The organism is Rudaea sp. 3F27F6 (genome assembly GCF_005503555.1).
Lineage (GTDB): Bacteria > Pseudomonadota > Gammaproteobacteria > Xanthomonadales > Rhodanobacteraceae > Rudaea.
The window spans coordinates 724,924-744,202 of the sequence record NZ_SCNG01000001.1 but is presented as its reverse complement, the minus strand read 5'-3'; the positions used below and the strand labels follow the sequence as shown (position 1 = coordinate 744,202).

The window sequence follows — 19,279 nt, the reverse complement described above, 5'->3', positions numbered from 1 at the left end:
CGGCTGAGTCCAGACAGGGACTCGCACCGTTGTTCGCGCGGGGCAAATCCGCCGCGCACAAAAAAGGCCGCAATCGCGGCCTTTTTTGCGAATCGATGACGCGGGTGGCTTACTTCAGCTTCGCATCCGCGCGCAGTTGCTCGGCCTTGTCCGTCTTCTCCCACGAGAACGTGGTGTAGGTTTCGCCGTTGGCCAGCTTGACCTGCTGCGGGGTGCGGCCGAAATGGCCGTAGGCGGCGGTCTGCTGGTACATCGGGTGGATCAGGTCGAGCATCTTGATGATGCCGTACGGACGCAGGTCGAAGTGCTTGCGGATCAGCTTTTCGATCTGCGCGTCCGGAATCTTGCCGGTGCCGAACGTGGTCACCGAGATCGAGGTCGGTTCGGCCACGCCGATCGCGTAGCTGACCTGGATTTCGCAACGGTCGGCGATGCCGGCCGCAACGATGTTCTTCGCCACGTAGCGCGCCGCGTAAGCGGCCGAGCGGTCGACCTTGGACGGATCCTTGCCCGAGAACGCGCCGCCGCCGTGACGGGCCCAGCCGCCGTAGGTGTCGACGATGATCTTGCGGCCGGTCAGGCCGCAGTCGCCGACCGGGCCGCCGATGACGAACTTGCCGGTCGGATTGATGTGGAACTTGGTGCCCTTGTGCAGCCACTTGGCCGGCAGCACCGGGTTGAGGATTTCCTCGCGCACGCCGGCGACGAGATCCTTCTGCTTGATGCCCGGATCGTGCTGGGTAGAGAGCACGACGGCATCGATCGCGACGGCCTTGCCGTCCTCGTAGCGCAGGGTGACCTGCGACTTCGCATCGGGGCGCAGCCACTTGAGCTTGCCCTTCTTGCGCACCTTGGCCTGCTGTTCGACGAGACGGTGCGAGTAGTAGATCGCGGCCGGCATGTAGTCGCGCGTTTCGTTGGTCGCGTAGCCGAACATCAGGCCCTGGTCGCCCGCGCCCTGTTCTTCCGGCGACTTGCGGTCGACGCCCTGGTTGATGTCGGGCGACTGCTTGCCGATCAGGTTGAGCACGCCGCAGGTGGCGCCGTCGAAGCCGACGTCGGACGAGTTGTAGCCGATGTCGAGGATCACCTTGCGGGTCAGCGCTTCGAGGTCGATCCACGCACTCGTCGTGACTTCGCCCGCGACGATCGCAACGCCTGTCTTCACCAGCGTTTCGCAGGCGACGCGCGCACGCTTGTCCTGCACGAGGATGGCGTCGAGCACGGCGTCGGAGATCTGGTCGGCAACCTTGTCCGGATGGCCTTCGGACACCGATTCGGAGGTGAAGAGATAGTTGCTCATTTCGGTATATATCCTTTAATTCGGATGGAAAGATGGAAACCGCGCATCATACACGGATCGAGGTGGCTTTGCAGCTTGCAGGCGTGGAAAGAGGCAGGGTGTTCAGCGGCGGGTTATTTGGACGTTTAGACGGCTATTTATCCATTCGGTCGAAGATGGCGGATTCATTCGTTCGTCACTCCAGTTCGAGCGCAACTCCATTTCTCGATCTTCACCTTTGTCCTATTCCGTCGCGTAAAACCGTTCAACAACACCCCGAGGCGAAAATTCGACTGCAGGTACTGAGTTCGTTCAACACTCGGCGCGCGCCGGAATCACGTTACAGCGCGCTTTTTCAATCTACTTTACACGTCCTTAAAACTCGGTATGCTGCATTTTTGTGACCGCCTAAAGACATGAGTTCACGCCACATCGTCCTGACGTCACACCCCGACAGCCGCAGTCAGGCGGCACCGATTCACTGGGGCGCACCCACGCCGAAAGAACGCGGGCCGATTATCGCTTCGCTGACCGATTCCGCCAAACGCAACGTCATCGGCACGCACTCGGGTGCCTACGCCGTATACCGCGCCCTGGCGATCGCCGCCGGCCGCCTCGACCGCGGGCATCGGCCCGATCTGACCAATACCGCGCCGGCCGATCCGTTAGGCCCGCATGCGCAGTGGTCGGAGAAGAACGCGGCCGGCAACGACAAGATCGTTTCGCTCGATCCCTGGGGCCATATGGTCGCGACGGCGTTCGCCGACGACATTGCTGCCGGTGCCGATATCCGGCCGACGATCGCGGTGACGCGCGCGCACATCAATATGCCCGAGCTCAAGGACGCGATCGAAGCGGGCAGGCTCAAGGCCGACGGGCACATCCTTCACGCGAACGGCGACGTGAAAGTGACCAAGGCCGCGGTCGATCCGGTCTGGTATCTGCCCGGTATTGCGCAGCGTTTCGGCATCAAGGAGTCGGACTTGCGCCGCGGCCTGTTCGAGCAGACCGGCGGCATGTTCCCCGAACTGGTCACGCGCTCCGACCTGCACGTCTTCCTGCCGCCGATCGGCGGCATGACCCTGTACTTCTTCGGCGATACGACCCAGCTCGGCAAAGACGAAACCAAGGTCGCCTGCCGCGTGCACGACGAATGCAACGGCTCCGACGTGTTCGGTTCGGACATCTGTACCTGCCGCCCGTATCTCGCCCACGGCATCGAGGTCTGCATTGAAATGGCACAGCAGGGCGGTGTCGGTCTCGTCGTCTACAACCGCAAGGAAGGCCGCGCGCTCGGCGAGGTGACCAAGTTCCTTGTCTACAACGCGCGCAAGCGCCAGCAAGGCGGCGACCGCGCCGAAACGTATTTTGCGCGCACCGAATGCGTCGCCGGCGTGCAGGACATGCGCTTCCAGGAACTTATGCCCGACGTGTTCCACTGGCTCGGCATCAGGCGCATCGACCGCTGGGCCTCGATGAGCAATATGAAGCACGGCGCGCTCGTCGAGCAGGGCATCGACGTGGTCGAACGCGTGGCGATTCCCGACGAACTGATTCCGCAGGATGCGCGCGTGGAAATGGACGCGAAAGTCGCGGCGGGCTACTTCAGCACCGAAGCCGCACCGACGGCGGACGTGCTCGCACAGGCAAAAGGACGAGGACTGAATGAATAACCCAGGGGGCAGTGAGCAGGCGCAGAGCAAGGAAAAGCAGGCCGCGCTGAAGCTGCTGAGCGCCGACGCGGTGCGCGAGCGCTGCAGCCGCATTATGGCCGCCGCGGAAGCGGGCAAGACGCCGCATTTCACCTGGCACGAGGACAAGCTCGACGCCTGCGCCGACTACGTGCTCGGCGTGATGCGCAAGCGCTTTCCCGATCTGAAGGTGCCGATCCACAGCCGCCGCCGCCATTTCGAGGCGGGCGGCATCGACCGCTGGGGTAGGCTGGTCGAGCAGCAGGGATTGTCCGGGCCGGAGCATGCGGCGGAACGCGCGCGCATCGGCATCGATCTGACCATTCCGAGCGTCCTGCTCGACGCCGGCGCGGGCGCGTCGTGGGAATACTACGACGGTGCGAATCACAAAGGCTTTTCGCGCTCGGAAGGCCTCGGCGTGGCGAGCTTCGACATGTTCGTCGCCGGCGCGTTCTCGGCCGACAAGACCACGCCGCTGCGCAGTGATGCGGCCGCGCTGATGCAGCTCGCCGATGACGATATCGAGCGCGGCTTTCAGGTCGACGCCAACAATCCGCTGGTCGGCGTGCCGGGGCGCACGAACCTGCTGCGCCGGCTCGGTGCGGCGGCTCGCACCAACGCGGCGGTGTTCGGCGCGCCGGCACGGCTTGGTCATCTCTACGACTATCTGGCGGCGCGCGCCGTCGATGGGAAGATTCCGGCGAGCCTGTTGCTCGAAACCCTGTTGCACGCGCTCGGCCCGGTCTGGCCGGGGCGCCTCGAAATCGGCGGCGTCGATCTCGGCGATTGCTGGAAGCATCCGAGTGCGGCGGCCGACGCGAACGATCCGACCGACGGGCTCGTACCGTTCCACAAGCTGACCCAGTGGCTCGCTTATTCGCTGCTGGAGCCACTCGCCGACGGCGGCCTCGAAGTCACGGGCCTCGACCGGCTGACCGGCCTGCCTGAGTACCGCAACGGCGGCCTTCTGCTCGATTTCGACGTGATCCGGTCGCGCGATGCGAATTTGTATACTCAGGCGCTCAGCGTGGACCATCCGGCGATCGTCGAGTGGCGTGCGCTGACCGTAATCGGCCTCGATCGCGTCGCCGAGCGCATCCGTGTCAAGCTCGGCCTCGATGCCGACAGCCTGCCGCTCGTGCGCGTGCTCGAAGGCGGCACTTGGACAGCCGGGCGCAAGATCGCCGCGGAGAAGCGGCCGGGCGGCGCGCCGCCTTTGAATATCGTCAGTGACGGAACCGTTTTTTAATCTTCCCTTCGCCCTTCGGAAGAAAACGCCCGGGGGCAGATGAGGGAAAAGCATCTCAATTTGCGACGCATTGCGAAACCGGGGTGCTTTTCCCTCATCCGGCGCTGCCGCGCCACCTTCTCCCGCGGGGAGAAGGGAGGCAGGCGCTTTATCAATCCGTGAGGTTGCGAATATGTCCAACGTCGTCGTCATAGATCATCCGCTGGTCCAACACAAACTGACCCTGATGCGGCGCAAGCAGGCGTCGACTGCGGAGTTCCGTCAACTGCTTTCGGAAATCGGCACGTTGATGGCCTACGAGGTGACGCGCGATCTGCTGCTCGAGACGATGCAGATCGAAACGCCGTTGGCGACCATCGACGCGCCAACTCTGTCGTCGAAGAAGCTCTGCCTGATCTCGATCCTGCGTGCCGGCAACGGCTTGCTCGACGGCATGCTCGACATCATTCCGTCGGCGCGCGTCGGCCATGTCGGCCTGTATCGCGACCCGCACACGCTCGAAGCGGTCGAGTACTACTGCAAGCTGCCGCTCGACATCGGCGAGCGCCTTGCCGTCGTGCTCGATCCGATGCTCGCAACGGGACATTCCGCCGTCGCCGCGCTCGACCGGATCAAAGAACGCGGTGCGCAGGCGATCAAATTCGTCTGCCTCGTCGCCGCGCCCGAGGGCATCAAGGTCTTGCAGGACGCGCATCCCGAAGTGCCGATCTACACGGCGGCGATCGACAGCCATCTCAACGACCACGGCTACATCGTGCCGGGTCTCGGCGACGCGGGCGACCGCTTGTTCGGCACCAAATAGGCCGCAGTTTTCCGATCCGCGAGAGCGGTGTGCGAACGGAATTCGCACACCTGCACCGATGTGCCGCTAGAGAGGTGCGCGTCCCGCCACGGCGGACGACTGCTTACGAGCCCGCGCTACGCCGCCCGAACGAGACCGCGTACGAGCCGTCGCGCGCCGGGATGAGCGGATCGTCCGAGGGTGCGATGCCGTCGGTCAATCGGCCCGGGATGAACAGGAGCTTCTTTTGCGCGGCGTCGCTGTCGGCGACGACCTTGGTGATCGTCAGTACGCCGAGATCGACGATTTTGCGGTCGGCCGGCCACGGTTGCGTCGGATCCTTGGTCTGGTCGCCCGGCGTGGCGAGCTGAGCCTTGATGTGGAAAGTCACCGGTCCTTTCGCGAGACGCTGCGGCAGATTGTCGAACAAGTAGTTCGCCGACTTCTTCGCTGCCTCGGCTTTCGGCAGATGCACCACTTTGGCGGGCGCGATGACGTAGCGGAATGCCTGCTTCGTGCCGTCCTTGTTCGCGAACACGAACGCGTCGATGCCGTAGTACTCCTCGTCGGCGAAGCTCGCCGGCGTTCCGAGTGTGGCGACCGCTTTGCCGACGCTCGGGTGCGCTTTGAGGAACGCATCGAGCTGCGCCGATTTCGGTGCGCCGGGCGCGCTCGACGCGGCGGCGAGCTGCAGATCACGGAAATCCTCGGGCGTGGCGACGGGAAAGAACTTGAACGAATTTGCGACAATGTCGCTGTCCACGCCGTTCGGCAGATGGAACTTGATTGCAATGCCGTGCGGGTTCGCCTCGGGCGCGGCATCGTGCAGGTCGGGCAGGCCGCCTGCGTCGGAGAAGCGCGCGGTCACCGGCAACGTCGCGCCGGCATAGATCGGTGAGCGCGTGAGCGGCGTGGCCTCGGCCGACGGCGTGAAGCTGCCTTCGACGACGACGCCCTTGGCGTGATTGGCGCGATAGCCGGGATGCGCGCCGTAGCGCTTCTGCAGTGCATCGACGATCTGCACGTTGACGTTCGGATCGGAGGCGTGGCTCGCCGCGGGCAATGCGACGGCGACAGCGAGCAGCGCGGCGGTGAAATTCTTCATGACGTTTTCCTAAGGATCGTGCGAAGAAGAACGCCGCCGGGCGCCGCAGCTTTCAACTCGTCAGGCGAAAAAATGCACGAGCAGCGCGCCGCCGCCGATCAGCCAGAGCCAGAGCAGCGCAGCAAGCAGCAGCGGCTTCGGACCGAGCGCACGCAGCTTGGCGATGCGCGTTTCCAGGCCGAGTGCGGCCATCGCGGCGGCAAGCAGCAAGGTGTCGAGGGTCAGCAGCGGCCCTTTGATTTCGTGCGGGAACGTGATCAGCGAATTGATCGCGCTGACCGCGACGAAGGCCAGCGCGAACCACGGCAGCGGCACTTTCGTCTTGGCCGCGCCGCTCGCCTGAGCGAACTTCGCTTGGCGCCAGCCGAAGAAGAACAGCACGGGCACGAGCAGCATCACGCGCGTCAGTTTGACCACGACGGCGGAGTCCGCTGTCGCCGGGTCGACGGCGCTGCCGACCGCGATGACCTGTGCAACTTCGTGCACGGTCGCGCCGGTATACAAACCGAAATGCGCTGCGTCCATGCCGAGATGCGGATAGAGAACGGGGTAGAGAAAAATATCGAGCGTGCCGAACAGCACGACCGTGGCGACCGCGATCGCGACCTTGGCCGGATCGGGCTTGAGCACGCGTTCGAGCGCGAGCACCGCGGCCGCGCCGCAGATCGCGCTGCCGACACCGGTCAGCAGGGCGCTGTCGCGGTCGAGTCCGAACACGCGCCGGCCGAGCACGGACGCGAGCGCGAGCGTGGCGACGACGACGATCGCGTCGATGGCGAGGCCCGCAGGTCCGATCGCGGCGATCTGGCCGAACGACAGGCGCAGGCCGTAGAGTATGACGCCGAGGCGCAGCAGCTTTTGCTGCGCGGTCAGCACGCCCGGCGCGAACACCACGGGCAACTGCTTGCCGAAGGCGTTGCCGACGACCATGCCGAGAACGATCGCGATCGTCAGCGCACTGATCTGCGCGCGCTGCAACGGTGCCCAGCCGGCGAGCAGCAGGCCGGCGACGCCGAGCGTGACGGCGAGCGCGAGGCCCGGAAGATGGCGGCGGACGATATTGCCTTCGGGCTTGGAAGAAGGGGCAGCGAGAATATGCGTGTTCACGGTCGGAAATCCGCAGGAAGTGAGCATATTTTCCGCGCACGGATTCAATAAGAAAATTGAAAACTCTTTATCGGAGGAATAAGATTTTCTGATGATCGGCATTTCCCTGCGCCAGCTCGAAGTGTTCGCCGCCGTCGCCGGCGAGGGCAGCGTGCGCGCGGCCGCGGGCAAGCTGCATCTGTCGCAGCCTGCGCTGAGCATGGCGCTGGCCGAACTCGAAGCACAGCTCGGCGTGACCTTGTTCGACCGGCAACGCGGCCGTCTGTATCTGAGCGAGCGCGGACGCGAGGCGCTGCCGCTGGCGCAGGAAATCCTCGAGCGCACGGTCGAACTCAAGCGCAGCGCGCAGGGGCGCAGCGACGTGCTCGACGGCGAGCTGCGCCTCGGTGCGAGCAATACCATCGGCAACTATCTCGTCGGCGACCTGCTCGGCGCCTTCGCCGCCGCGCATCCGCAGGTTTCGATTCGCCTGGCCGTCGGCAATACCGATGCGATCGTGAAGGGGGTGCTCGACCACGCGCTGGATCTCGGCTGCGTCGAGGGCGCCGTCGTTCACGCCGACATCGAAGTACGGCCGTGGCGCGACGACGAACTGGTGATCTGCGCACGGCCCGATCACGCGCTCGCCCGGCGCAAACGCCTCGCTGCGCGCGACTTCGCCGGCGCGCGCTGGATTCTGCGCGAAGACGGCTCGGGCACGCGTGCGATGACCGAGCGCATCCTCGCCTCGCTGCCGCCGGGCCAGACCGTGCTCGAGTTAGGCCAGAGCGAGGCGATCAAGCAGGCGGTGATCGCCGGGCTCGGTATTGCGGTGCTGCCGGCAATCGCGGTCGGCGACGCGGTCAAGGCGCAGCGTCTCGTCGCGCTGCCTACGCCGTTTCTCGATCTGCGCCGCAGGTTGTCGTGGATTCTGCGCCGCTCGCGCTATCACGGCGCGCTGGTCGGCGCGTTTCTCGACAGCGCCACGCGCAGCGATATGGCGGCGCTCAAGCCGCCTGGGCGAACGCCGCGTTCCCGCCGAAATACTCGCGGGTAAGGAGCAACTGCTCGGCGGCGGTTTCGGCCTGATTGGCGACGCGGCGAAAAGCGGCGTTCTCTTCGCGATCCTTTGCGTACCAGCCGAGGTGCTTGCGCGCGATGCGCACGCCCTGGCGCTCGCCGTAGAAGGCGTAGAGATTTTCCAGATGCTCGATCAGGATTGCGCAAACTTCCTGCGCCGACGGCGCGGGCAGGGTTTCGCCGGTAGCGAGGAAATGCGCGATCTCGCGAAAGATCCAAGGCCGGCCCTGGGCGGCACGGCCGATCAGCAGGCCGTCACACTTCGTATGGGCGAGTATGTCGCGCGCTTTCTGTGGGGTGTCGATGTCGCCGTTGGCGAGCACCGGGATCGACACCGAGGCTTTGATCGCGGCAATCGTGTCGTATTCGGCCTCGCCGTTGTAGAGGTCGGCGCGCGTGCGGCCGTGCACGGCGAGTGCGGCGATGCCCGATTCCTGTGCGATCTGCGCGATGCGGATGCCGTTGCGGTTGTCGCGATTCCAGCCGGTGCGGATTTTCAGCGTCACCGGCACGGCGACCGCGCGCGCCGTCGCCGTGCAGATGCGTGCGACCAGCGCCTCGTCCTGGAGCAGGGCGGAGCCCGCGTATACATTGCACACCTTTTTCGCCGGGCAGCCCATGTTGATGTCAATGATCTGGGCGCCATGGTCGACGTTGTAGCGTGCGGCATCGGCGAGCATCGCCGGATCATAGCCGGCGATCTGCACGCTGACCGGATCGGGTTCGCCGGCATGATCCATGCGCTTGAGCGATTTGCGCGTCATCCATAGGCGCGGATCGCTCGTGGTCATTTCGGACGTGGCAAGGCCCGCACCGAGCCGCTTGCACAGCTGGCGAAACGGTTTGTCGGTGACGCCCGCCATTGGCGCGAGTCCGAGCGGAGGGTCGATGCGGTAAGGACCGATCTGCATCCGCGTATTGTACTTGCTTCTTTTTTCGGCAAGGCGAACTGCGAGAAATGAGCGGAAAATCGAATTCGACCGAAGTTCTTTCCGCTCACCGCTCACCGTGGCCCAGCTCAATGCGCCGCCCGCGCCTTGATCGCCGTCGCCGGATCGTGCTTGTGCTTGAACAGCAAGGCGAAGGCGATGCCCGTGATCAGGGCGTACAGGGCGAACGAGGTCCAGATGCCGGGCCAGTTCTTGCAAATGGCGACCGCGTCGTTGCAGGCGTGGTCGGTGAAGAAGCGGTCGATGACGTAGCCTGAGATGGTGCTGCCGAGCACCGCGCCGATGCCGTTGGTCATCAGCATGAACAGGCCCTGCGCGCTCGCGCGGATTTTTTCGTCGCTCTGACCTTCGACGAACAGCGAGCCGGAGATGTTGAAGAAGTCGAAGGCGAGCCCGTAGACCAGGCACGACAGCAGGATCATCCACAGCCCCGATCCGGGATCGCCGACGGCGAACAGGCCGAAACGTAGCGCCCAGGCGATCATGCTTAGCAGCATCACGGTCTTGATGCCGAAGCGCTTGAGGAAGAACGGGATCAGCAGGATGCACAAGGTTTCCGAGATCTGCGAGATCGACATGATGAACTCGGGGTAGCGCACGGCGAAGTCGTCTTTATAGACGTCGAGCTTGGCGAAGTCGTGGAGGAAGGTGTCGCCGTAGGCGTTGGTCAGCTGCAGTGCCGCGCCGAGCAGCATGGCGAAGAGGAAGAACACCGCGAGCTTCGGATTCTTGAACAGGGTGAACGCACGCAGGCCGAGCGTGTCGGCGAGCAGGGCGTAGCGATGCTGCTTGCCGAGCGCGTCGAGGGCGCTCGCGTCGAGCTGCTCCGGATCGCCGACGATGCCTTCCTGCTTGCGGCCGAGCTTCGGCGGGCACGGCGGCAGGGTGAATGCGTACAGGCCGAGCACGGCGGCGGCCGCGGCGGCGACATAGAACTGGCCAGCCGACTTGCCGAGGTGGAGCAGCGCGATCACCCACAGCGCGACGACGAAGCCGACGGTGCCCCAGACGCGGATCGGCGGATACACCTGCACGATGTCCTCGCCGCGCTGCTTGAGCGCGTTGTACGACACCGCGATCGCGAGCGCGATCGTCGGCATGTAGCACATCATGGTCAGCAAGATGGCCCAGAAGAAGGTGCCAGGATTGTCGATCGTCGGCAGCACGAACAGCATCGCCGCGCCGACGAGATGGAGGATGCCGTAAAGGCGCTCGGCATTGATCCAGCGATCGGCAAGAATGCCCGCGATCGTCGGCATGAACAGCGAGGCGATGCCCATCGTCGAGAAGATCGCGCCGAACTGCGTACCCGACCATTGCTTGTTCTGGAACCAGTACGCGCCGATCGAGATCAGCCAAGCCCCCCAGATGAAGAACTGGAGGAAATTCATCGCGATCAGGCGCAGCTTGAGACTCATTCTGTCACTCCCCATGGGTTGCGCGGAGCGTAACAGCAATGTGACAGAGCGCAAGCTGCGCCGCCGCGCGCAGGCCGCGCCCGTGGGGGCTGCGAACCGGGGCGGAAGACGTGCTCCGTCTAGCTGCGCCGCTCAGCGGAAAACGCCGGCGAAGTCTCCGGCGTTTCGTGTCAGCAAATCTTGGCGAGCAGCGCCTGTTGCGCCGAATGCGGCTTGTCGCCGTCGGGCGTCAGCCGATGATAGTGGCCGTTTTCCTGCAGCACCCAGGCCTGGGTGTTGTCGGCGAGGTAGTTGGCGAGGCCTTCGTCGAATACGCGCTTGGCGAGATCGGCGTCGAGGATCGGGAAACAGGTTTCGATGCGGCGCAGAAGGTTGCGCTCCATCCAGTCTGCACTGGAGCAGTAGATTTCCGGCGCGTCGTCATTGGCGAACCAGTAGACGCGGCTGTGCTCAAGGAAGCGGCCGACGATCGAGCGCACGCGGATATTGTCCGAGACGCCCGGCAGACCGGGCTTGAGCGTGCATGCGCCACGCACGATCAGGTCGATCGAGACGCCGGCGATCGAGGCTTTGTAGAGCAGTTCGATCACGCTCGGTTCGTTGAGCGCGTTCATCTTGGCGATGATGCGCGCCGGCTTGCCCGCCTGGGCGTGGGCGATCTCGCGCTCGATCCTCTCCATCACGCCCTTGTGCAGGGTGAACGGCGACTGCAGCAAGCGCTTGAGTTTGATCACCGGGCCCAGGCCGGAAAGCTGCTGGAACAATTTGTGCGCGTCCTCGCCGATGTCCCGGTCCGCGGTCATCAGGCCGAAGTCGGTATAGATGCGCGAGGTGACCGTGTGATAGTTGCCGGTCGACAAGTGCACGTAGCGGCGCAAGCCGGTTTTCTCGCGGCGCACGATCAGCAGCACCTTGGCGTGCGTCTTGTAGCCGACCACGCCGTAGACGACCTGCACGCCGGCTTCCTGCAGGCGGTTGGCGAGTGAAATATTCGCTTCTTCGTCGAAGCGCGCGCGCAGCTCGACGACGACGGTGACGTCCTTGCCCGCACGCGCCGCATCGATCAGCGAATTGACCAGCGGCGAATCGTTGCCGGTGCGGTACAGGGTCTGCTTGATCGCGAGGACGTTGGGGTCGGCCGCGGCTTCCTTCACCAGTTCGGTGACCGCGCTGAACGACTCGTAAGGGTGGTGCAGCAGGATGTCGCGTTCGGCGATCGCTTCGAACAGACTGCGCTCGGCGACGAGCGGCGGGATCGGGCGCTGCTTGAATTTCGGGAACTTCAGATCGGGCCGCTCGACCTGATCGTAAATCGCGTTGATCCGGTGCACGTTGACCGGTCCGGGCAGGCGATACACGTCCGATTCGTTGAGCTCGAAATTGTGCATCAGGTAATCGGCGACCGGCTTCGGGCAGGTGTCGGCGATTTCGATGCGCACCGCGCGCGCGAAACCGCGCCCGCGCAATTCGTCACGCAGTGCGAGCGCGAGATTTTCGACGTCTTCCTCATCGACGAACAGTTCGCTGTTGCGGGTGACGCGGAACTGATAGGCGCCGGTCACGCGCATGCCGGGGAACAGCTCATCGACGAACTGGTGCAGGATGCTCGACAGGAAGACGAAGTCGTACGGTTTCTCGGCGACTTCGTCGGGCAGGCGCACGATGCGCGGCAGCGAGCGCGGCGCACGCAGCAGGGCCATGTGGCCTTCGCGCCCGAATGCGTCGCGGCCTTCCAGCGAAACCGCGAAGTTGAGGCTCTTGTTGAGGATGCGCGGAAACGGGTGCGCCGGATCGAGGCCGAGCGGCGACAGCACCGGCATCACTTCGTTCTGGAAGTAACCCTGCAGCCAGCGGGTCTGCTTCGACGTCCACTTGTCGCGCGCGATGAAGCGGATGCCTTCGCGGTCGAGTTCGGGCAGCAGCGTGTCGTTCCAGAACGTGTATTGCGCGCTGACCAGATCGAGCACGCGCGCGCGGATGCGCGCGAGCAGTTCGGCCGGCGACGTGCCGTCCGGGCCGGCCTTGGCGTCGCCGAAGGCGACGTGATGGCGCAGCACGGCGACCTGGACTTCGAAGAATTCGTCGAGGTTGGAATTCGAGATGCAGAGGAAGCGCATGCGCTCGAGCAGCGGCACCGATGCGTCCTGCGCCTGCGCGAGCACGCGGAAATTGAATTCGAGTTGGGCGAGTTCGCGGTTGAGGTAGAGCGCGGGATCGCGCAGGTTGCGCGGTTCGGCATGAATCTCCGAGTGCACCTCGGCGGGCGCGGCGGCGCGCGCCTTGCCGTTGGCGCGGCGCACGGTCTGCGCGGTGACGGCGGATTCTTCGGCACTCATTGGACTTCCTCGGACAATGGCTCGAACGCCAGCAGGCGCTCGCGCGCGAAGACGCAGGAGAACGTGCTGCCGACGCCGAGCTCGCTCTCGATCTCGAGCCGCGCCTGATGCAACTGCAGCACGTGCTTGACGATCGACAGGCCGAGGCCGGTGCCGCCCGATTCGCGCGAACGGCTCGTGGAAACCCGGTAGAAACGCTCGGTGATGCGCGGCAGGTGCTCGGCCGGGATGCCGTAGCCGGTGTCGGCGACGGCGAAGCGCGCGCCGCCGTTGGCCGTGGACTGCCACGACATTTCGATGCGGCCGCCTTCGGGCGTGTAGCGCACGGCGTTGGAGACGAGATTGGAGAACGCGCTGTGCAGATAGTCGGTCGATCCGCGCAGGTCGGCCTCGCAGCCGAGCACCACATCGACGCGGTGGCGGCCTTGGGAGAGCCCGTCCGCTTCGCGCTTCAGCGTCGACAGCAGGGCGCGCATCGATACGCGTTCGTTGTCGTTGATCTGCTGCTGTGCCTCGAGGCGCGAAAGCGTCAGCAGGTCCTCGACGATCTGCGTCATGCGCCGCGACTGGCCGCGCAAATCGGCGAGCACGGGGGCGAGCTGGGGCATGACTTCGGGTTCGAGCATCTCGAGATATCCGTGCAGCACGGTCAACGGTGTACGCAGCTCGTGTGACACGTTGGCGACGAAATCGCGACGAACCTGTTCCAGGCGCGCGAGCGGAGTGATGTCGCGCACGACGAGCAGGCTGTGATCATAGGAATAGGGGATCAAACGGAACGACAGGCGCGTGGCTTCGTCCATGTTCGAGGCAACCTCGCGCAGCGGCTCGCGCGTCGGGTCTTCCTCGAACCACGATTTCGCCGACAGCGGCAGGAAGTCGTCGATGTGCGCACCTCGGTCGCGCGGCGCGGCCATGCCGAGCAGGCGCTCCGCGGCCTCGTTGAACCAGACCACGCTGCGGCCGCGGTCGAGCACGACGACGCCGTCCGGCAGCGCGGCGGCACCTTCGCGGAAAGCGCGCAGCAGGGTGATCAGGCGGCGCTTGCGCGAGCGCTCAGCGTGCAGTTTGGTATGCATATACACGGAGATGTCCGACCACACGCCACGATCTTCCGGCGGCGGCAGACGCCGGCGCGAACGCAGCCAGGATTGCAGTTGATGGAGCTCGAACAGCGAATACAGGGAGTACCCGAACAAGGCGGCGAGCAACGCATAGTCGGCGATGCCGAAGCACCAGCCGAGCGCGAGCGCGACCGCCAGCAGGACGACGAAGCGTCCCAGCGAGACTTGCCATGCGTGGCTTTGCAGAAATTGCAGCTGCATCGGCTAAATAAGCAGAAGTGCGGTAATGCACAATTGTAGCCTTGCTTTTGCGTTCGTCCCTGATCGCGAGAGTCAAGAAGTAGCCATCCTGGCCACATTTCTCAAGAAAGCATGGCGCGGTAGCGCCGGATGAGGGAGAAACGCACCGACGAATCAATAAAAACCGGCAGTGCTCGGCTTTTCCCTCATCTGCCTTCCGGCCACCTTCTCCCAGGGGAGGAAGGGAAGAAATTCAAGCGACCGGCGTCGTCGAAAACCGATAGCCGGCGCCGCGCACGGTCTGCACGAGTTCGTCGCAGCGGTGCGGCTCCAGGGTCTTGCGCAGGCGGCGGATATGCACGTCGACCGTGCGTTCTTCCACGTAGACACTGCCGCCCCAAACGTAATCGAGTAGCTGGCTGCGCGAGTAGACGCGCTCGGGATGGGTCATGAAGAAATGCAGCAGACGGTATTCGGTCGGACCGATCGATACGCTGTCTTCGCCCGCATAGACGCGGTGCGCGGCGCTGTCGATCTTGAGCGGGCCGATTTCGATCACGCCGTCGGTATCGACGCCGTGGGTGCGGCGCATGACGGCGTTGATGCGCGCGATCAGCTCGCGCGGCGAAAAAGGTTTGACGACATAGTCGTCGACGCCAGCTTCGAGGCCGCCGACGCGATCGGTCTCCTCGCCGCGCGCGGTCAGCATGATGATCGGCACGTCGCGGGTCAGCTCTTCCTTGCGCAGGCGGCGGGCGAGATCGAGGCCGCTCATGCCCGGAAGCATCCAGTCGAGCAGGATCAGGTCGGGTACGCGCTCGACGATCATGGTCTGGGCGGCCCGCGCGTCCGCCGCGTGGGCGGGCTCCATGCCGGCCTTGCGCAGGGCGAAGGCGACCATGTCGCGGATCGCGGGTTCGTCTTCGACGATCAGAATGTTTTTTTGCACGTGGTCAACCCGTAGCAACGTCCGGCGGACGCTTTATGACAGATTGCTGTATTTCAAACGTCAATTGTTACGGTTGAATGACGGCGCGGTGCAGTCGGGCCTGGAATCCTTGTCGTTTTGCGCCGTCTCATTGAGGCGCGACGGCATGCGTGAGGCACCGAACGCCGAGCTGAAGCGCGGGTCGCCGGGGCCGCTCGTCGTGTCGTCCGTGCGCGCAAACGGGTTGTTTTGCGCAGAAGCGGAGTCGCTGTGCACGCTGAAACTCAAGCCGGAGGACTTCTTCAGACAGTTTCCCGTCGCGGCGAGCTTGCCCTGATCCTCCGGGCGAATCTTGTGCCGGCGCAGGTCGAGTACGAGCGGGGTCATTGCCGCGATCAGCGCTTCGACGCGTGTGCGCTGGTAGTAGTCGAGGTCGCCGCGCTTGGAAATGTCCTTCAACTGGTTGAGCGCGTCTTCGGCGCGGCCGTTGAGATAGGCCGCGGTCGCATAGGCCTCGCCTGCGCGCACGGAGTCGCCGGCGAGTTCGCAGGCACGGCCGAACATGGTCTGCAGGGCCGGGTCTTCGTCGTCCTTGGCGATCTGCGGGCGCAGCAGTTCCTGTGCTTCCTTGCCGGCTTTCTTGTCGCCGAAGGCGAGCAGCGCGTCGGCATGCGCAAGTGCGAGCGCGCGATTGTTCGGGAACGATTTCTCCATGCGCACGTAGCGCTGCAGTGCGGCCTCGCGCTGGCTGGAATGCAGTTCTGCATCGCCGAGCGCGATCTGGTAGACGAGGTTTTCCGGGTCGTTCGAGGCGAGTTTCTGCAACGGTTCGAGCGCCTGCTTCGCCTTGCCGCCTTGGATCAGCGCGAGGGCATAGCCGTAGTGATTCGCCGGCGTGTCGAATTCCTTGTGATCGCGCAGATTGTCGGCGTAGTAGGTGATCATTTCCTGCGGACGCTTGCCGCTGAGCACGCGCACGCGCTCGCGCATCAACTCGTAGTACGCCTGCGAGCGGGCGCGCTGCTCGGCGGTCGGCTGGATCGGACGCAGACTGCTCAGATTCGGGCGTGCGCTCGGATTGATCGAGGCGAGCAACGAAGACGGCGGGATGGAAATAGGCGTCGCTGGGCTGGAGGCACTGCCCGGCGTCGCTGGCTTGGCCGCGGTCTTTGCGTCGCTCTTGGCGTCGGTGCCGACGGCCGGCTGGGCATTGGGTACGCCGGCAAGTTCCTTCGGCGCCGCCTCGACGTTGCCCACGGTGACGACCGGCTGGTATTCCTTCTTGATCTGCTCCGCACGCGCCTTCGATTCGCTGATGCGCGTCGTCGTGACCGGGTGGTCCATCAGCAATGCGGGCACGTCGTTCTCGTCGAAGCCCGGACGCAGCGCGCGCTGCATGCGCTCGAAGAATCCGGCCATCGCGTCGGGATCGAAACCGGCTTTGGCCAGGGTCGTGATGCCGACGCGGTCGGCTTCGGATTCGTCGGCGCGTGTGAAGTTGATCTGCATCTGGGCGAACAGGCCCTGCACAGTGGCAATCGCGCCGACATCGGCGTTGCTCGTGCTGTAGGGGCTCGATTTCGACGCGGCGGCGATCGCGCCGAGCATTGCGAGCAGCATGAACGGAGTCATTTTCTGCTCGGCTTCGACGGCACGAATCAGGTGATTCTGAGTGACGTGCGAGACTTCATGCGCGAGCACCGCAGCAAGTTCGCCTTCGCTCTCGGTGGTGGTGAACAGGCCCGCATTGACACCGACAAAACCACCCGGCAGGGCAAAGGCGTTGATGTCGTTGTCGCGCACGATGAAAAAAGTGAACGGCTGGTCCGGCTGCGGGCTATAGGAAACGAGGCGGTAGCCGAGGGTATTCAGGTAATCCGCCAGCAGCGCATCGTCCAAAACGCCGTTCTGATTGCGCAGCTCGTGCAGCACATAGAAACCGTATTGGCGCTGCTCCTCGGGCGAGGCAATCTTGCCCGCCGAACTGCCGAGGTTGGGCAGGCGGGTATCCGCCGCATACCCGTAGCTGGTCAGTACGGCGATGGTGGCGACGAGGGAGGCGAGTGGAAGGCGCTTGATGAACATGGCGGAGGTGACACGAAAGCTAGACGGACGCTTCGACTACCTTACTCCTGCGCAGGTTCCGTATCTACCGTTGCGGGCTTCTATCACGCATCCGCTCAGGCCATGTTCAAGCCCGGACGGCGTGCAGACAGCCCTGGAAATTCGGGTTCACAGCCCCCAAACTGCTTGCGTGCCTGAAACCGTGTCAGGAAAATCTCAAAATGAGTGCAAAAGTCGAAATTTTCACCGGTGCCAACTGCGCCTACTGCGTGGCGGCGAAGAATTTGCTCAAGTCGAAGGGGCTCGATTATGAAGAGTTCCGCATCGACCTCGATCCCGTGCGTCGCGACGAGATGCTCACGCGCTCGGCGAACCGCCGCACGGTGCCGCAGATTTTCATCAACGGCGAGCATGTCGGCGGGTTCGACGATCTCGCCGCGGCGGACCGCAGCGGCAAGCTCGCGCAACTGATCGGTGCCGGCGCATGAGCGCGGGCAAGCGTCCCGCGCGCGCGGCTGCGACGAAGAAGGTTGCGACGAAACGCGCTTCGGCCAAGCCTGCGGCTAAAGCGCCGGATCGGGTCAAAGAATTCGGCGAATTCCGCCGGCGCATGAACGAGCGCATCCTCGAGCACGACAATCAGGTCGTGCGGCGTTTCTTCGCTCTCGACACACAGACTTACAAAGCTGGTGCACTCGATCTGAAAACGAAGGAACTACTTGGCCTCGTCGCCTCGATGGTTCTGCGCTGCGACGACTGCATCAGCTATCACATCGCCCAGTGCCGCGATGCCGGCGTGAACCGCGACGAGTTCTTCGAGGCGTTCAGTGTCGGCCTCGTGGTCGGCGGCTCGATCGTGATCCCGCATCTGCGCCGGGCGGTGGATTTTCTCGATCAGATCGAAACCGCGCCGGCATAGCTGACATTCTTTTTACCTCTGCCTTTGCGATAATAGGCGGCTTCAAATCAAAGAAGCTGTGAGAAAAACCATGACCACCACCATTGCAGTGATCCCCGGCGACGGCATCGGCCCGGAGATCATGCAGGCGACGCTGCGCGTGATCGACGCGCTCGGCCTCGATCTCAAATACGACTTCGTCGAGGCCGGCCTCGCCGCGCAGAACAAATTCGGCGACCTGCTGCCGCAGGCGACGCTCGACGCGATCGCCAAGCACAAGGTCGCGCTGAAGAGCCCGTTGACCACGCCGGTCGGCGAAGGCTTCACGTCGATCAACGTCACTCTGCGTAAGAAGTTCGACCTGTACGCGAATGTGCGTCCGGCGATCTCGTTTCCAGGCACCAAGTCGCGCTACGAGAACATCGATGTCCTCACTGTGCGCGAGAACACCGAAGGTGCGTACATCGGCGAAGGCCAGCAGGTTTCTGCCGACGGCGATACGGCGACCTTAACCCAGAAGATCACGCGCAAGGGTTCCGAGCGCATCGTGCGCTACGCGTTCGAGTTGGCGCGCCAGGCCGGGCGCAAGAAGGTGACGATCGTACACAAGGCGAACATCCTCAAGTCGACCTCGGGCTTGTTTCTCAAGGTCGCGCGCGAAGTGTCGGCGCAGTATCCCGACATCGAGCACAACGAGATGATCGTCGACAACACTTGCATGCAGCTCGTGATGAATCCGTGGCAGTTCGACGTGATCGTGACGACGAACTTGTTCGGCGACATTCTCTCCGATCTGTGTGCGGGTCTTGTCGGCGGACTCGGTCTCGCACCGGGCGCGAACATCGGCGCGGATGTGGCGATCTTCGAGGCGGTGCACGGTTCCGCGCCCGACATTGCGGGCAAGGGCATTGCCAATCCGTGCGCCCTGCTCCTCGGCGCCTGCCAGATGCTCGGCCATCTCGGTTTCGAGGCCGAAGCGACGCGTCTGCGCGGTGCGATCCGTACGACGATCGCGGCGAAGGACCGCGTCACGCCCGACCTCGGCGGTGCGGGCACGACCGAGACCTTCGCGGACGCCTTGATCGAACGTCTGCGCTGAATAAAAAA

Annotated in this window: 17 protein-coding genes; 8 read left to right on the top strand and 9 right to left on the bottom strand. The window is 64.2% G+C overall.

The window, feature by feature from the left end; translation table 11 throughout:
- Window positions 1–109 precede the first annotated feature (109 nt).
- Window positions 110–1,303 carry a methionine adenosyltransferase gene (gene metK / locus FFS30_RS03105; RefSeq protein ID WP_137911642.1) on the bottom strand — a complete coding sequence of 398 codons (1,194 nt, stop codon included), beginning with the start codon at window positions 1,301–1,303 and terminating at the stop codon, window positions 110–112.
- A 32-nt stretch (window positions 1,304–1,335) separates the two neighbouring features.
- On the opposite strand from metK, the gene FFS30_RS03100 reads away from it, so the two are divergent.
- The 4 genes from FFS30_RS03100 to upp all read left to right on the top strand — a co-directional run bounded on the left by FFS30_RS03100 (window position 1,336) and on the right by upp (window position 5,024).
- Entirely contained in the window at window positions 1,336–1,686 is a 351-nt protein-coding gene (locus FFS30_RS03100) for a hypothetical protein (RefSeq protein ID WP_137911641.1), read from the top strand.
- Between the two features lie 12 nt (window positions 1,687–1,698).
- The gene (locus tag FFS30_RS03095; protein ID WP_137911640.1) at window positions 1,699–2,955 is read left to right on the top strand and encodes a GTP cyclohydrolase II; all 1,257 of its coding nucleotides are present in this window, start codon (window positions 1,699–1,701) and stop codon (window positions 2,953–2,955) included.
- Entirely contained in the window at window positions 2,948–4,222 is a 1,275-nt protein-coding gene (locus tag FFS30_RS03090; RefSeq protein WP_137911639.1) for a URC4/urg3 family protein, read from the top strand. The genes FFS30_RS03095 and FFS30_RS03090 overlap by 8 nt, the downstream gene beginning before the upstream one ends.
- Window positions 4,223–4,394: 172 nt before the next feature.
- Window positions 4,395–5,024, top strand: coding sequence for a uracil phosphoribosyltransferase (upp, locus tag FFS30_RS03085; protein ID WP_137911638.1), 630 nt, complete (start codon window positions 4,395–4,397; stop codon window positions 5,022–5,024).
- Between the two features lie 103 nt (window positions 5,025–5,127).
- Here upp and FFS30_RS03080 read toward each other — a convergent pair whose 3' ends face one another.
- Both FFS30_RS03080 and FFS30_RS03075 read right to left on the bottom strand, forming a co-directional pair.
- Window positions 5,128–6,108, bottom strand: coding sequence for a catalase family peroxidase (locus tag FFS30_RS03080; protein ID WP_137911637.1), 981 nt, complete (start codon window positions 6,106–6,108; stop codon window positions 5,128–5,130).
- 60 nt (window positions 6,109–6,168) lie between these two features.
- The gene (locus FFS30_RS03075) at window positions 6,169–7,215 is read right to left on the bottom strand and encodes a putative sulfate exporter family transporter (RefSeq protein ID WP_249352138.1); all 1,047 of its coding nucleotides are present in this window, start codon (window positions 7,213–7,215) and stop codon (window positions 6,169–6,171) included.
- A 91-nt stretch (window positions 7,216–7,306) separates the two neighbouring features.
- On the opposite strand from FFS30_RS03075, the gene FFS30_RS03070 reads away from it, so the two are divergent.
- Complete coding sequence (locus FFS30_RS03070; protein WP_137911635.1) at window positions 7,307–8,251, top strand: LysR family transcriptional regulator; 945 nt, start codon at window positions 7,307–7,309, stop codon at window positions 8,249–8,251.
- Here the strand turns inward: FFS30_RS03070 and dusB are convergent.
- The 6 genes from dusB to FFS30_RS03040 form a co-directional block, all read right to left on the bottom strand.
- Entirely contained in the window at window positions 8,202–9,185 is a 984-nt protein-coding gene (gene dusB, locus FFS30_RS03065) for a tRNA dihydrouridine synthase DusB (RefSeq protein ID WP_137911634.1), read from the bottom strand. The two genes, FFS30_RS03070 and dusB, sit on opposite strands and share 50 nt — an antisense overlap.
- A 107-nt stretch (window positions 9,186–9,292) precedes the next feature.
- Window positions 9,293–10,642, bottom strand: a complete 1,350-nt coding sequence (locus tag FFS30_RS03060) for a nucleoside permease (RefSeq protein WP_137911633.1) — start codon at window positions 10,640–10,642, stop codon at window positions 9,293–9,295.
- A 170-nt stretch (window positions 10,643–10,812) separates the two neighbouring features.
- A complete protein-coding gene (gene ppk1 / locus FFS30_RS03055) occupies window positions 10,813–12,978 on the bottom strand; it encodes a polyphosphate kinase 1 (RefSeq protein ID WP_137911632.1) in 2,166 nt (721 codons plus the stop codon).
- The gene (gene phoR, locus FFS30_RS03050) at window positions 12,975–14,303 is read right to left on the bottom strand and encodes a phosphate regulon sensor histidine kinase PhoR (RefSeq protein WP_137911631.1); all 1,329 of its coding nucleotides are present in this window, start codon (window positions 14,301–14,303) and stop codon (window positions 12,975–12,977) included. The genes ppk1 and phoR overlap by 4 nt, the downstream gene beginning before the upstream one ends.
- Before the next feature lie 232 nt (window positions 14,304–14,535).
- Window positions 14,536–15,231: a phosphate regulon transcriptional regulator PhoB gene (phoB, locus tag FFS30_RS03045; RefSeq protein ID WP_137911630.1), complete on the bottom strand. Its 696-nt coding sequence runs from the start codon at window positions 15,229–15,231 to the stop codon at window positions 14,536–14,538.
- 60 nt (window positions 15,232–15,291) lie between these two features.
- Window positions 15,292–17,295 carry a M48 family metalloprotease gene (locus FFS30_RS03040; RefSeq protein ID WP_137911629.1) on the bottom strand — a complete coding sequence of 668 codons (2,004 nt, stop codon included), beginning with the start codon at window positions 17,293–17,295 and terminating at the stop codon, window positions 15,292–15,294.
- 200 nt (window positions 17,296–17,495) lie between these two features.
- On the opposite strand from FFS30_RS03040, the gene grxC reads away from it, so the two are divergent.
- The 3 genes from grxC (at window position 17,496) to FFS30_RS03025 (ending at window position 19,271) form a co-directional block, all read left to right on the top strand.
- On the top strand, window positions 17,496–17,762 hold the full coding sequence (grxC, locus tag FFS30_RS03035; protein ID WP_137911628.1) for a glutaredoxin 3: 267 nt from the start codon (window positions 17,496–17,498) through the stop codon (window positions 17,760–17,762).
- Complete coding sequence (locus FFS30_RS03030) at window positions 17,759–18,193, top strand: carboxymuconolactone decarboxylase family protein (protein WP_137911627.1); 435 nt, start codon at window positions 17,759–17,761, stop codon at window positions 18,191–18,193. Before grxC ends, FFS30_RS03030 begins: the two co-directional genes overlap by 4 nt.
- A gap of 70 nt (window positions 18,194–18,263) precedes the next feature.
- A complete protein-coding gene (locus FFS30_RS03025) occupies window positions 18,264–19,271 on the top strand; it encodes an isocitrate dehydrogenase (protein ID WP_137911626.1) in 1,008 nt (335 codons plus the stop codon).
- Window positions 19,272–19,279 lie beyond the last annotated feature (8 nt).